The following is a 13,539-nucleotide window of genomic DNA, read 5'->3' on the forward strand; positions in this document are numbered from 1 at the left end:
CTGGGGTCGCCGATAGCGGCCCCTTTGCTTTTGAGGTGCCCGATGACCCAACCCAGCCCACTTTGCCCCAACCGCATGCAGGTGCATTCGATCCAGCAGGAAACCGCTGACGTCTGGACGCTGAATCTGATTTGCGATGTTTTTTACCCTTATCAACCCGGTCAGTTTGCGCTGGTCAGCATTGGCAATAGCGAAGACACGCTGCGCGCCTATACGCTGTCCTCCTCACCCGGTCAGAGTCGTTTTCTCAGCATCAGCGTGCGTTGCCTGCCGGACGGCGTGGGTTCACGCTGGTTAACCCGCGAAGTCAAACCCGGCAATACCCTGTGGCTGTCCGACGCACAAGGCGAGTTCAGCTGTGAACGGCACCCGGCCGATCGTTACCTGATGCTGGCGGCCGGTTGTGGCGTCACGCCGATTATCTCCATGTGTCGCTGGCTGGTAGCGAACCGTCCGGCCTGTGATATCGCGGTGATCTTTAACGTGCGTACCCCTGCCGACACCATTTTCGCCGAACAATGGCGCGAGTTGTGCGCCGCGCATCCGCAGCTGCGGCTGACGCTTATGGCCGAACAGGATATTCAGCCAGGCTATCTCAGCGGGCGGATCAGTGCCGAAGTGCTGCGCCAGACGGTGCCGGATCTCACCGAGCGCACGGTGATGACCTGTGGCCCCGCGCCCTATATGACCCAGGCAGAACAGCTTTGTCTGCAGCTTGGTGTGCCGGCCAGCCGCTTCCATAAGGAGCAATTCCATACCCCGGCAGAAACCGATGCCGAACAGGGTGAAGGATTAACCCTGCGCACCGCTCGCCCCCTGCGTGAGTTCCGCGTACCGGTCGGCAGCACGCTGCTGGCGGCAATGGAGGCTCACGCGCTGCCGGTCAACGCCGCCTGCCGCGCCGGGGTGTGTGGTTCATGCAAAACCCGCATCCTCGAAGGTAACTACACCACCACCAGCAGCATGACGCTGACTGCGGCTGAAATCGCCCAGGGCTACGTGCTGGCCTGCAGTTGCCAACTGCAAGGTGACGTCACCCTCGCCTGACACTTTCTGCCCCGTCGGCGACGATGGGGCATTTATCGGCAAGCAGGCTTTCCCTTCCCCTTCTACACTTTCCCGGTTCCATGCATGTCACTGCGTTTATTTGAGAAAGACTGATAAGTCATACCCAATAGATTTCAAGTCACGCTTGCCGACTGGCTGTGGCTTGAAAGATGAGGGGCCTTTACAACGCTTGGGGGAATTATGAAGCAAACTGTAGCCACACTGATCGCCAAAACTCTGGAACAGGCCGGTGTGAAACGCATTTGGGGCGTCACCGGTGATTCGCTCAACGGTCTCAGCGACAGCCTGCACCGTATGGGCACCATCGAATGGCTGGGAACGCGCCACGAAGAGGTCGCCGCCTTCGCCGCCGGAGCAGAAGCCCAGCTTACCGGTCAGTTGGCGGTCTGTGCCGGCTCCTGTGGCCCCGGCAACCTGCATCTGATTAACGGTCTGTTTGACTGTCACCGCAACCACGTGCCGGTATTGGCGATTGCCGCACACATTCCCTCCAGCGAGATCGGCAGCGGCTATTTCCAGGAAACTCACCCGCAAGAACTGTTTCGCGAATGCAGCCACTACTGTGAGTTGGTCTCCAACCCGGAACAGTTGCCACGGGTGCTGGAAATTGCCATGCGCAAGGCGATCCTCAATCGCGGCGTGTCGGTGATCGTACTGCCGGGCGACGTGGCACTGCGTATGGCGCCGGAAGACGCCAGCATGGTGTGGCACACCCCGGCACTGCCGCTGGTACAGCCGCCAATGAGCGAACTGAACAAGCTGGCGGCCACCCTGAACAAAGCGAAGAACATTACGCTGATGTGCGGCAGTGGCTGCGCCGGCTCGCATGACGAAGTGGTAAAATTGGCCGAACTGCTGCAGGCACCGGTGGTCCATGCGCTGCGCGGTAAAGAGCATATCGAATGGGATAACCCTTACAGCGTCGGCATGACCGGGCTGATCGGTTTCTCTTCCGGCTACCACGCGATGATGAACGCCGATACCCTGGTGCTGCTCGGCACCCAATTCCCCTACCGTGCGTTCTATCCAACCAACGCCAATATCATTCAGATCGACATCAACCCCGGCAGCATCGGCGCCCACTGCCCGGTCAATATGGCGCTGGTGGGCGATATCCATACCACCCTCACCGCGCTGCTGCCGCAGTTGGAGCCGAAGAGCGACCGTGCGTTTCTCGACAAGGCGCTGGAGCACTACCGCACTGCGCGCAAGGATCTCGACGGGCTGGCAACCGCCAATGACGACCAACCGATTCATCCGCAGTATCTGGCGCAGCAGCTCAGCCAGTACGCCAGTGATGATGCCATCTTCACCTGTGACGTCGGCACGCCAACGGTGTGGGCTGCACGCTATCTGAAGATGAACGGCAAACGCCGCCTGCTCGGATCGTTCAACCACGGCTCGATGGCCAACGCCATGCCACAAGCCATTGGCGCGCAGGCCACCGAACCGAACAAACAGGTGATCGCCATGTGCGGCGACGGCGGCTTTACCATGCTGATGGGGGATTTCCTGTCGCTGGCGCAACTGAAACTGCCAGTCAAGATTGTGATATTCAACAACAGCGTGCTGGGCTTTGTGGCGATGGAAATGAAGGCCGGCGGCTACCTGACCGACGGTACCGATCTGCACAACCCGGATTTTGCGGCAATTGCCAACGCCGCCGGCATCAAGGGCATTCGCGTGGAGAAGGCTTCGGATCTGGATGCGGCACTGCAAGAAATGCTGGCGCACCCGGGCCCGGCGTTGCTGGACGTGGTCACCGCCAAGCAAGAACTGGCAATGCCGCCGCAGATCAAATTCGAACAGGCCAAGGGCTTTAGTCTGTATATGCTGCGCGCCATTATCAACGGCCGCGGCGACGAAGTGGTCGAGCTGGCAAAAACCAACTGGTTGCGTTAATAATCGTGTCCTCTTTCAGCTAAAACTATCCCCAACAGATTTCAAGTTGCAGCCAACAACGCTGCGGCTTGAAAGATGAAGGGGATAAAGGATTTTTATGCTTATCGATTTACGCAGTGACACCGTGACCCGCCCCAGCGCCGCGATGCGCGAAGCCATGGCCCAGGCCGAAGTCGGTGATGACGTTTACGGCGATGACCCGACGGTCAATGCCCTGGAGGCGGAAGCGGTCCGTCTGTCCGGTAAAGAAGCGGCGTTGTTCTTGCCAAGCGGCACACAGGCCAATCTGGTGGCGCTGCTGAGCCATTGCCAGCGTGGTGATGAGTACATTGTCGGCCAGCAGGCGCATAACTATAAATACGAAGCCGGCGGCGCGGCGGTGCTCGGCAGCATCCAGCCACAACCGATTGAAGCGAACCCGGACGGCACCCTGCCGCTCGATAAGGTCGCTGCGGCAATCAAACCCGACGATATCCACTTTGCCAAAACCCGACTGCTGAGCCTCGAAAACACCATCAGTGGCCGCGTGCTACCGCTGGAATACCTGCAGCAGGCCTGGCAGTTCAGCCGTGAGCATCAGTTGGCGTTGCATATCGACGGCGCACGCATCTTCAACGCCGCCGTCGCGCTGAATGTGCCGTTGAAAGAGATTGTGCAGTACTGCGACACCTTCACCATTTGCCTGTCAAAAGGGCTCGGCGCGCCGGTGGGGTCGTTATTGTGCGGCAGTGAGGCCTTTATCCAGCAGGCCCTGCGCTGGCGTAAAATGACCGGCGGTGGCCTGCGCCAGGCCGGTATTCTGGCCGCGGCCGGGTTATATGCGCTGGAGCACAACGTCGAGCGCCTGCGTGAAGACCACGACAATGCCAAATGGCTGGAACAGCAACTGCAACGGATTGGCGTCGACATCGTCGAGCCGGGCGCGCAGACCAACGTGCTGTACCTGCGTCAGTCACCGGAGCTGGCGGCCAAACTGGGCCCCTGGATGCGTGAGCACGGCGTACTGATCAGCAGCGGGCCGTTGACGCGCATTCTGACCCATCTCGATGTCAGCCGTCAGGATTTGCAGCGCCTGGTCGAGTTGTGGCAGAAATTCCTCCAACAGCACGCCTGAGTCCTGAATCTCCCTGACGTAACCCTCAGGGAGATCCCCATCAGTTCCCGAGTGCGGCCACAAAGCGACGAGTGATCTGCTGCGGACGAGTAATGGCCCCGCCCACTACCACCGCATGCGCGCCCAAAGCCAGACAGCGGGCGGCCATGGTCGGCGTTTCAACATTGCCCTCGGCAATCACCGGTACGCTGACCGCCGCCAGTACCTCCCGCAGAAAAACAAAGTCATCCTGTGCCAACTGACGGCCCAAGGTTTCTTCGGTATAGCCATGCAAGGTTGTCCCTACACAGTCGAACCCCAGACGATCGGCATGGATGGCCTCTTCCAGCGTGGCGATGTCCGCCATCAACAACACGTCGGGATATCGCTCACGCACGGCAGCAACCAACGCCGCCAACGCCAGGCTGCCAGGTCGAGGATGCAAGGTCGCATCCAGGGCGATCATCTGCGGCCCCGCCGTCATCAGCTCATCAATTTCTTGCAAAGTCGGCGTGATGTACACCTGACTGCCGACATAATCACGCTTGATGATACCAATCACCGGCAGTGTCACCGCCTGCATGATGGCTTTGACATCCTCTACGCTGTTGGCCCGGATCGCTGCCGCCCCGCCTTGCTGCGCAGCAACCGCCATACGCGACATGATAAAATCACTGTGCAGCGGCTCATCATCCAATGCCTGACAGGAAACCACCAACCGTCCCTTAATCTGCTGCAAAATAGAAAGCGTCATAAATCCAATAACTCCTCGACTTCATTTTTAATGATGGTGACGTGCGGACCGTAAATGACCTGCACCCCATTGCCACGAATGATCACCGCACGTGCCCCGCTGGCTTTCAGCCCGGCTTCATCCAGCAACCGGCTCTGCTTCACCGTAATGCGCAAACGGGTGGCGCAGCAGTCCAACTCGACAATGTTGTCTTTGCCACCCAGCGCCGCCAGCACCTGCTGCGATCGCGCGGTACCTTCCAGTGCCACTTCGGCCGGCAGTTCTTCGCCGCGCCCCGGCGTTTTGAAATTGAAACGAACAATCAGGAAGCGGAAGGTGAAGTAGTACAGAAAAAACCAGGGAACGCCGACCAGCGGCACATACATCCAGTGGGTCTTGGCCTCGCCCTGCAATACGCCAAACAGCATGAAATCAATAAAGCCGCCGGAGAACGTCTGGCCGATAGTGATATGCAGAATGTGGGCAAGCATGAACGCCAGGCCATCAAACAGGGCATGGACCACGTACAGCGCCGGGGCGACAAACAGGAACGAGAACTCAATCGGCTCGGTAATGCCAGTGAGGAACGAGGTCAACGCCGCCGACAGTAACAAACCGCCGACGCGTTTGCGGTTCTCCGGGCGGGCGGTCTGGTACATCGCCAGACAGGCCCCTACCAGACCAAACATCATGGTGATAAAGCGGCCAGACATAAAACGCGCAGTCCCGATGTAAAACTGCTGGGTATGTGGATCGGCGAGCTGAGCGAAGAAAATACGCTGTGTCCCTTCCACCAACTGGCCGTTGATCACTTCGCTGCCGCCCAGTGCCGTGGTCCAGAACGGCAGATAAAAAATATGGTGCAGGCCAAATGGCCCCAGCATGCGCAGCACAAAACCATAGATAAAGGTGCCCAAATAACCACTGGCATCCACCAGCCCGCCCAGGCCAAAGATCACCTGCTGGAAGTGGGGCCAGATAACGGTCATCAGGGCTCCCACGCCCATGGCCGCCAGGGAGCAGATAATAGGGACGAAACGGGAACCGCCGAAAAAACCCAGGAACTGCGGCAGCGCAATTTTGTTGTAGCGATCGTGCAGATACCCGGTCACCAGGCCAATGATCACCCCGCCGAATACCCCGGTCTCCAGCGTTTGGATGCCCATAATGACGCCTTGCCCCACCGCACCCGGATTTTCAGCGGCCAGAGAACCGTTGATTTTGAGTAAGGCATTGATGGTGGCATTCATCACCAGGTAGGCAATCAACGATGCCAGCCCCGCCGTCCCCTTATCACCTTTGGCCAGGCCCACGGCCACACCCACGGAGAACAACACCGCCAGGTTGGCAAACACGATAGAACCGGCGCTGGCCATCACGGTAAACACCCCTTGCAGCCAACCGACGTTGAGGAAGGGATAGGCCTCCAGAGTATTGGGATTGGACAACGCCCCACCGATCCCCAGCAGCAAGCCAGCGGCTGGCAACACGGCGATCGGCAACATAAACGACTTTCCGAACCGCTGGGCTTTTTCAAACCAGCTGCCGGACCTTGATTCCCCTGCTGTTGACATAAATTTTCCTCATTATCATTTTTTATGATGAAAATTTTTACCACAAATAAATATAAATGTTGAAAATTTTAATCATAACGATGATCGGCTTCACAATACGTCGATTTCGCTGGCGGGCGGCGGCGACTTTCCGCCACAATAGAAAGAGGAATAATCAGAAAGGTAACGTGATGAATACTGGAAATTTATTATTGCGGCTGCGGCAGGATCTGACGAGTTACAGCCCCACGCTGCAAAAACTCGGTAGCTATGTGATCGAGGAGCCATCCAGGGCCGTCTACTTTACCATCACCGAACTGGCCCGCGAGAGCGGCACCAGCGAAGCCAGCGTGACCCGGCTTTGCCGCCATCTGGGCTGCAAAGGCTATACCGAATTTAAAATGGCGCTGGCGCTGAGCCTGCAACAAAACCAGCCTGAGGCGGCCACGCGCCAGAGCCCCACGGAGGATCTGGTGGAGGAAAGCGTGCAGGCTTTGCGGGATACCGGCGCGTTGCTGGACCATCAGGCCCTGCGGCAGGCGGCAGAAAGCCTGCACCAGAGCGCTTCGGTGCAGATTTATGGCGTCGCCGCCAGTGCGATTATCGGGGATTTCCTGCACTACAAGCTGTTGCGAGTGGGCAAACCGGCGCTGTTGTTCAGTGATATGCACCGGGCAGCGATGAACGCAGCTTCGCTGGGAAAGCAAGACCTGCTGATCGTCATCTCCAGCTCAGGATCGACCAAAGACGTGTTGCATGCGGTGACCCTGGCCAAACAACGCGGCGCACGGATCATCGCCGTCAGCAACACCCAGCGCAGCCCGTTGGCCAAACTGGCGGATGTGCTGCTGGTGGCGGCCAAACCGGAAGGTCCGCTGAACGCAGGCGCACTGCCTGCCAAGGTCGGCGCGATGTTGCTGGTGGAGTTTATGGTGGCCGAACTGGCCAAGTTTGACCCAGCTTACGGCCAGGCCGTACAGGAAACAGCAAGCGCTACCCTGCCGTTATTGCTGTGAATCAGAGTATCCAGCGGCCGTAAACCCAGTACCAAATCGCCAGCGTCGCAAGCACATTCAGCACCACGCTGACGATAAACCAGCTTTTGAACGGCTGTTTCTGGGTTTTATGGCGAAACAGCTGCTGCGCGGCTATCGCCCCGACCCAGCCGCCCACCAGCCCGAACACCAGCAGCGTGCTTTCCGGTACCCGTCGCCAGTCTTTGCGCGCCGCAAACTTATCCGCACCGTACACCAACAGCGTCAGCAGGTTAGCCAACAACCACCACATCCAGATCGGATGCAGGAAAAACAAACTGGCAATCAGCGCCAGTCCCAACAGGGCATAACAAACGGCATTGAGTTTCATAGCTTCCGGCTTAGTACAGACAAACGGTGCGTAGTGTGACGCCGCCCGTCAGCGGATGCAATGCCCGCATAACCACACAAAAAGTGCATTTAAACCACGAGTTTGGCATCCTGTGTCTATGCTAAACAGACTTTCACCGCAAAGGCGGCGCTAATGACAGCTCAACGCGTACTGGTTCTTGGGGCCAGCGGCTATATCGGCCAAAACCTGATCCCCCACCTGATCGAGCAGGGACACAGCATTACCGCCGCCGCGCGACGCATCGAATGGCTGCAAGAACAACATTGGCCGCAGGTTAACTGTCAATATGTCGATGTTTATCGGCCAGAAACCCTGGCCGCCGCTCTGTGGGAGATCGACGCCGTTTATTATCTGATCCACGGCATGGGCGACGGCGATGATTTTATTGAAAAAGAACGCCAGGCCGCGGAGAACCTGCGCGATGCGCTGCGCAGTTCCAGCGTCAAACAGGTAATTTTTCTTGGCGCACTGCAACCCGAGGGCGACAGCTCGCCGCACCTGGTGGCACGTAAGCTGACCGGTGAGATCCTTCGCCAGAGTGGCGTCCCGGTTACCGAACTACGCGCCAGCATCATTGTCGGCCCCGGCTCGGCCGCGTTCGAAATCATGCGCGATATGGTCTACAACCTGCCAGTGCTAACGCCGCCGCGCTGGGTACGATCCAAATCTTCCCCGGTGGCGCTGGAAAACCTGCTGGTATATCTGGCCGATCTGCTGGCGCATCCGGCAGAAGAAAACCGCATTTTTGACGTCGCCGGCCCGGAGTACATCAGCTACCAGACCATGTTTGAACGTTTCATCGCCATCAGCGGCAAGAAACGCTGGCTGATCCCGATCCCGCTGCCTACCCGCTTTATCTCGGTATGGTTTATCAGCATGATCACTTCGGTGCCCACTTCCATCGCCAGCGCACTGATCCAGGGGTTGAACCACGATCTGCCCGCCGACGGTAAACCGCTGCAGGCGTTGATACCGCAGGATCTGCAAACCTTCGATCAGGCGGTGACGGCCACTCTGCAACGCGAAGCGGAAGTCGTCGATTCCGCCGACTGGGGCTACGATCCGGAAGCGCGAGCACGCTGGCGACCGGGCTACGGTTTTTATCCCAAACAGGCCGGCTGTTCGATAGAAACTCAGGCATCCAGCCAGGCGCTGTGGCATACCGTGCAGCAACTGGGCGGTAAAGAGGGGTATTTTTACGCCAATATTCTGTGGCAAATCCGCGCCCGTATGGACGATATGATCGGCAATCGCGTGGTTTATGGCCGTCCACAGCGCGACACGCTGGAAATTGGCGACGTGGTCGACGGCTGGAAGGTCATCACGCTCAAGCCGCAGCGCCAGTTGGCGTTACTGTTTGGTATGAAAGCCCCCGGGCTGGGCCGCCTGAGCTTTACCATCAAGGATCACGGCGACCACCGTACCCTCGACGTTCGTGCCTGGTGGCACCCCGCCGGTTTCAGTGGGCTACTGTATTGGTTTGCCATGATGCCCGCTCATCTGTTTATTTTTCGCGGTATGGCACGCCGTATTGCCAAACTGGCCGAAGAGCATCCGCGCAATCATCCTTAAACCCTACCCTATAGCTTTCAAGTTGCAGCTAACAACGCTGCGGCTTGCAAGATGACGGGTATAGCGCTTATTTGTCGATCAACCGCACAGTTTACTGCTGTGCTTAGGCCCTTTCCGATTGCATAGAGCACGAAATAACGGAAGAATGGCATCTTATTTGCTGTTGTGCCGCTGAAGGCCGTCAGCATTCTGATTTTTGGTGAGAATAGAGTTCGTTATGAAGGTATTGGTCACCGGTGCAACCAGTGGGTTAGGCCGTAACGCCGTTGAATATCTGCGCCGTCAGGGCATAAAAGTGCGCGCGACCGGTCGCAACCAGGCTATGGGCAGTCTGCTGGAAAAAATGGGTGCGGAATTCATTCATGCCGATCTTACCAACCTGATCTCATCGCAGGCCAAAGCCATGCTGGCCGATGTGGACGTGCTGTGGCACTGCTCCAGTTTCACCTCCCCCTGGGGCACCGAAGAGGCGTTTGAACTGGCCAACGTGCGCGCGACCCGTCGCCTGGGCGAATGGGCAGCGGCTTACGGTGTTGCGCAGTTTATCCATATCTCTTCGCCGGCGGTTTACTTCGACTATCATCACCATCGCAACGTTACCGAAGACTTCCGCCCTGTGCGCTATGCCAATGAGTTTGCACGCAGCAAGGCCGCCGGTGAACACGTGATCCAGCAGTTGGCGCTGTCCAACCCGCAGACTCACTTCACCATCCTGCGTCCTCAGGGGTTATTCGGACCGCACGACAAGGTGATGCTGCCGCGTTTGCTGCAGATGATCAAACGCTACGGCAACCTGCTGCTGCCACGCGGCGGTGCTGCGCTGGTGGACATGACCTATCTGGAAAACGCCGTGCACGCCATGTGGCTGGCAACCCAGAAAGAAAATACCCCATCAGGCCGCGCCTATAACATCACCAACCAGCAACCGCGTCAGTTACATAGCGTGGTGCAGCAGTTGATCGACGAACTGGGCATGAAGTGCCGGATCCGTTCGGTCCCCTACCCGATGCTCGACATGATGGCGCGCGGCATGGAAAAGCTCGGCAGCAAAAGTGAAAAAGAGCCGGTGCTGACCCACTATGGCGTCGCCAAGCTCAATTTTGATCTGACGCTGGACACTACCCGCGCCCAGCAAGAGCTGGACTACCGACCGATTATTTCGCTGGACGAAGGCATTTCCCGCACCGCCCGCTGGCTGAAAGACCACGGTAAACTGCACGGCCTGTAATTAACGGGCTGCACCGTACTTCAGCAGCAGCGCGTCGACAATAGCCTCACTCTCGGCATCCGGCTCACCGCGATAATCGCTGGGCCGGAAATGCATCTGAAACGCCGCCAGCACGTTTTTCTGCTGCCGGACATCCCACTGCGCATCAATCCCGTAACCGTAACTCGCCAGCTTTGCCATCAACGGCGCCAGCGGCACTTCGGCATGCTTATCCCGCCCGGCCAAGAGTTTCTGCACCTGCGCCTCATCCGGCCAGGCGCCTATCCCCGCCTGCGCCAGTTGCTGCCAGGGGAATAACGGGCCGGGATCCTGCTTGCGCTGCGGCGCAATATCGCTGTGCCCGACTACGTCCGTCGGCTGAATACCATAACGTTGGATAATATCTTGGCTCAGCGGGATCAACAGGGCAATTTGCTGTGGCGTATACGGCTGCCAGTGGGTAAACAGCAGGGTACGGTTGAACCCGCGATTAACGATTTCGATACCAATCGAGGTGTCATTCAGGTTGGTTCTGCCGCGCCAGCTGCTGGCCCCGGCATGCCATGCGCGCAATGCTTCCGGCACCAGCTGGAAAGCCACCGGTTTGCCCTGCGCCAGTGGCGGGTGCGCCGGTAACAGATAATGCGCGCTGACGTGTTCATCCGTCAGGGTTTTCAATGAGGAGTGGAAATCTTCGGCGGTGTAATGCATCACCAAAAAACGAATGCGTTGGTCTGCGCCCTGCGCCTGATGCAGGGTTTCAAGCTGATAGCCGCCATGATCGACAATGGTGTCCTGCGGCACGCTTTGGCAGCCTGCGAGCAGCGCGGCGGCAAATATCCCTGGCCAAATTTTCACGATTCCCTCCTGCGATTTAGGTTGCCCAATTTGTAACCCGGATTGATTAATCTGTATCCAATAATCAAGTTATTCAATTAATGATGACAGAGATGCCAGATGTGCAAGTGAGTGTTGCGCTGAGCTGGCGGACTCTCTGGCAGATGGTAGCCTCATATTATTACCTGCGCTGATAAAAGTGAGTCACCCATGTTCAAGCCAAACAGTCTCGCCTGGCTGATCTGCGTCGCCATGCTGCCGCTCAGCGGCTGTGACCAAAAAACAGTGGCCAACGCCATGGGGGCCACGCCGCCTGCAGCCACATCTCCAGCGGCCGCCGCATCTCCCGTGGCGGCACCGGCCTATACGCCGTTGAGCGCCGATCAACTGTACCAGTTGGTCAGCCCGGTGGCGCTTTTTCCTGACAAATTGTTAGCGCAGGTGTTGGCGGGGGCCGGTTATCCCGATCAAGTCAGCGCGGCGGATAACTGGCTGGCACAAAACCGCGGCCTGCAACCGGCTGCGCTTGCCAACGCTGCGGGTGCTCAGCCCTGGGACCCCAGCGTGCGTGGGCTGGTACAATTCCCTGACGTGCTGGATCAGATGGCGAAAAATATCCCCTGGACCAGCGCGCTGGGTGATGCTTATCTCAACGATCCCAGCGATGTGATGAACGCTATTCAGGTGATGCGTCAACGCGCCGCCGCCAAAGGCACGCTAAAAACCTCGCCGCAGCAAAGGGTGATCGTCACCCCGGCCACTCAATATGTTGAGCAACAGCCCTACCCGCAAAGTGTGGTCGTCGCACCAGCGCAAACCATTGTGATTGAGCCCAGCCAGCCGGATGTGGTTTACGTACCGCGTTACGATCCCTGGGTGGCCTATGGCGAACCGGTACCCGCCTATCCGAGCTACCACTATCAAAGTGCTCCCGGCTACAGCAGCGGCGATATGCTGGCAACCGGCGTGATCAGCTTTGGCGTAGGTATCGTGGTTGGGGCATTGATTAATCAGAATCATCATGACGACTGGCATAGCTGGGATGTGCACTGGAATAATCGGCGTCAACCGGTTGTCTACAACAATGCCCCCTATATTTCGCATTCCACCACGGTGATTAACCGCGTCACCAATATCAATCAATTTAATAATGTGAACCGTAGCAACACCGTGAATAACTACCGCAACACGCCGGTGGTTCAGGCGCCACGTATTGCCGCACCGACGGCCCGTCCGGCTCCGAACGTTAACACGATGCAGCAACCTCACTTTGCCCAACAGGCAGCCGCGGTTAATACGCGCCAGCCAATGGCTACACCGAACTTTACCCATACGGGAACGGTAGCCGCTCCCCGTGCAGTGACACCCGCGGCCCATGCTCAGCCACAGATGACCCTGCCGAAATTCAACTCTACGGCACCCGCAGCGGTACCGCAGCAAACGCGAAAATCAGCAACGCCGGTTCAGCAAACAGAAAACCGGCCAATGCGCCAACCGGAACAGCGCATAACCGCGCCTCATGCCGCACAGCAAGTAGCTCGACCCGCAGCCACTAAACCGGTAGTTCGTAGCACACCCGTAGCCCCGGTTTCCCGCCCGCAGCCGATACAGCAACGGTCGGATACCCCGCGGAACCCGTTCCATCAGCAACAGGTGCGGACAGAGCATCGCCCGGCCCCCGCAGCCAGGCCGCAGGAACACCGCCCCTTAAAAATTGAACCACGGAAGGTGGAATAAAGATATGACGCCCCGGCGGCTGCCGGGGCGTGAGAGGAGGGATTAACGGCTGACTTTTACCGCGGTGCCGCTGACGGTCACCATCAGCATGCTGCTGTCTTTGCCCACGGTTTCGTAATCAATATCAATGCCGACCACCGCATTGGCCCCCAATTCTTGTGCCTGCTCTTCCAGTTCCTGGAAAGCGATCAGGCGTGCTTTGCGCAGCTCTTTCTCGTAAGCGCCGGAACGGCCACCCACGATGTCACGTACGCCGGCGAAGAAATCGCGAAAAATATTGGCGCCCAAAATGGCCTCGCCGGTGACAACGCCGCAGTACTCGGTAATGGTAAACCCTTCCAGGGTCGGGGTGGTTGAAAGCTGCATCAAAACTCCTTGCTTGATTGATTCATCTCATTTATCTGACCATTGATTTGCCATTATGTTCTGTTTTGACTGCTCCCCGCCCTAA

General features: G+C 58.0%; 12 protein-coding genes. 7 read left to right on the plus strand and 5 right to left on the minus strand.

The annotated features are described in order from the left end of the window. The first annotated feature begins 42 nt into the window (after positions 1–42). The 3 genes from hcr (at position 43) to ltaE (ending at position 4,084) form a co-directional block, all read left to right on the plus strand. Positions 43–1,047 (plus strand): NADH oxidoreductase, encoded by a 1,005-nt coding sequence (hcr, locus tag BEI65_RS01540; RefSeq protein ID WP_099061803.1) that lies wholly within the window; start codon positions 43–45, stop codon positions 1,045–1,047. 201 nt (positions 1,048–1,248) lie between these two features. Then, a complete protein-coding gene (gene poxB / locus BEI65_RS01545) occupies positions 1,249–2,970 on the plus strand; it encodes a ubiquinone-dependent pyruvate dehydrogenase (protein ID WP_099061804.1) in 1,722 nt (573 codons plus the stop codon). Between the two features lie 97 nt (positions 2,971–3,067). Continuing rightward, on the plus strand, positions 3,068–4,084 hold the full coding sequence (gene ltaE / locus BEI65_RS01550) for a low-specificity L-threonine aldolase (protein WP_099061805.1): 1,017 nt from the start codon (positions 3,068–3,070) through the stop codon (positions 4,082–4,084). 40 nt (positions 4,085–4,124) lie between these two features. Here the strand turns inward: ltaE and BEI65_RS01555 are convergent, their stop codons facing one another. Both BEI65_RS01555 and BEI65_RS01560 read right to left on the minus strand, forming a co-directional pair. Beyond that, positions 4,125–4,817 (minus strand): N-acetylmannosamine-6-phosphate 2-epimerase, encoded by a 693-nt coding sequence (locus BEI65_RS01555; RefSeq protein WP_099061806.1) that lies wholly within the window; start codon positions 4,815–4,817, stop codon positions 4,125–4,127. Beyond that, positions 4,814–6,370: a PTS transporter subunit EIIC gene (locus BEI65_RS01560; protein WP_099061807.1), complete on the minus strand. Its 1,557-nt coding sequence runs from the start codon at positions 6,368–6,370 to the stop codon at positions 4,814–4,816. The genes BEI65_RS01555 and BEI65_RS01560 overlap by 4 nt, the downstream gene beginning before the upstream one ends. A 167-nt stretch (positions 6,371–6,537) precedes the next feature. On the opposite strand from BEI65_RS01560, the gene BEI65_RS01565 reads away from it, so the two are divergent. After that, the gene (locus BEI65_RS01565) at positions 6,538–7,365 is read left to right on the plus strand and encodes a MurR/RpiR family transcriptional regulator (protein ID WP_099061808.1); all 828 of its coding nucleotides are present in this window, start codon (positions 6,538–6,540) and stop codon (positions 7,363–7,365) included. Position 7,366: 1 nt separating this feature from the next. Here BEI65_RS01565 and BEI65_RS01570 read toward each other — a convergent pair whose 3' ends face one another. Next, positions 7,367–7,714 carry a DUF1294 domain-containing protein gene (locus BEI65_RS01570; protein ID WP_099061809.1) on the minus strand — a complete coding sequence of 116 codons (348 nt, stop codon included), beginning with the start codon at positions 7,712–7,714 and terminating at the stop codon, positions 7,367–7,369. A gap of 153 nt (positions 7,715–7,867) precedes the next feature. Here BEI65_RS01570 and BEI65_RS01575 point away from each other — a divergent pair, with 153 nt between their 5' ends. Beyond that, positions 7,868–9,307: a DUF2867 domain-containing protein gene (locus BEI65_RS01575; protein ID WP_099061810.1), complete on the plus strand. Its 1,440-nt coding sequence runs from the start codon at positions 7,868–7,870 to the stop codon at positions 9,305–9,307. A gap of 217 nt (positions 9,308–9,524) precedes the next feature. Then, on the plus strand, positions 9,525–10,535 hold the full coding sequence (locus BEI65_RS01580) for an NAD(P)-dependent oxidoreductase (RefSeq protein ID WP_099061811.1): 1,011 nt from the start codon (positions 9,525–9,527) through the stop codon (positions 10,533–10,535). On the opposite strand, the gene BEI65_RS01585 is transcribed toward BEI65_RS01580, so the two are convergent. Next, entirely contained in the window at positions 10,536–11,372 is an 837-nt protein-coding gene (locus BEI65_RS01585) for an N-acetylmuramoyl-L-alanine amidase (protein ID WP_099061812.1), read from the minus strand. 189 nt (positions 11,373–11,561) lie between these two features. On the opposite strand from BEI65_RS01585, the gene BEI65_RS01590 reads away from it, so the two are divergent. Further along, positions 11,562–13,088, plus strand: coding sequence for a DUF3300 domain-containing protein (locus BEI65_RS01590; RefSeq protein ID WP_099061813.1), 1,527 nt, complete (start codon positions 11,562–11,564; stop codon positions 13,086–13,088). A 42-nt stretch (positions 13,089–13,130) separates the two neighbouring features. On the opposite strand, the gene BEI65_RS01595 is transcribed toward BEI65_RS01590, so the two are convergent. Continuing rightward, complete coding sequence (locus BEI65_RS01595; protein WP_099061814.1) at positions 13,131–13,454, minus strand: heavy metal-binding domain-containing protein; 324 nt, start codon at positions 13,452–13,454, stop codon at positions 13,131–13,133. Between the last annotated feature and the right edge of the window lie 85 nt (positions 13,455–13,539).

The organism is Serratia sp. BW106 (genome assembly GCF_002607755.1).
GTDB lineage: Bacteria > Pseudomonadota > Gammaproteobacteria > Enterobacterales > Enterobacteriaceae > Serratia > Serratia proteamaculans.

Excerpts from the sequence above, each read along its gene's own strand:
- BEI65_RS01590 (WP_099061813.1), top strand. The coding sequence starts at position 11,562 with ATGTTCAAGCCAAACAGTCTCGCCTGGCTGATCTGCGTCGCCATGCTG.
- BEI65_RS01555 (WP_099061806.1), bottom strand. The coding sequence starts at position 4,817 with ATGACGCTTTCTATTTTGCAGCAGATTAAGGGACGGTTGGTGGTTTCC.
- BEI65_RS01570 (WP_099061809.1), bottom strand. The coding sequence starts at position 7,714 with ATGAAACTCAATGCCGTTTGTTATGCCCTGTTGGGACTGGCGCTGATT.
- hcr (WP_099061803.1), top strand. The coding sequence starts at position 43 with ATGACCCAACCCAGCCCACTTTGCCCCAACCGCATGCAGGTGCATTCG.
- ltaE (WP_099061805.1), top strand. The coding sequence starts at position 3,068 with ATGCTTATCGATTTACGCAGTGACACCGTGACCCGCCCCAGCGCCGCG.
- BEI65_RS01575 (WP_099061810.1), top strand. The coding sequence starts at position 7,868 with ATGACAGCTCAACGCGTACTGGTTCTTGGGGCCAGCGGCTATATCGGC.
- BEI65_RS01560 (WP_099061807.1), bottom strand. The coding sequence starts at position 6,370 with ATGTCAACAGCAGGGGAATCAAGGTCCGGCAGCTGGTTTGAAAAAGCC.
- BEI65_RS01595 (WP_099061814.1), bottom strand. The coding sequence starts at position 13,454 with ATGCAGCTTTCAACCACCCCGACCCTGGAAGGGTTTACCATTACCGAG.
- poxB (WP_099061804.1), top strand. The coding sequence starts at position 1,249 with ATGAAGCAAACTGTAGCCACACTGATCGCCAAAACTCTGGAACAGGCC.
- BEI65_RS01580 (WP_099061811.1), top strand. The coding sequence starts at position 9,525 with ATGAAGGTATTGGTCACCGGTGCAACCAGTGGGTTAGGCCGTAACGCC.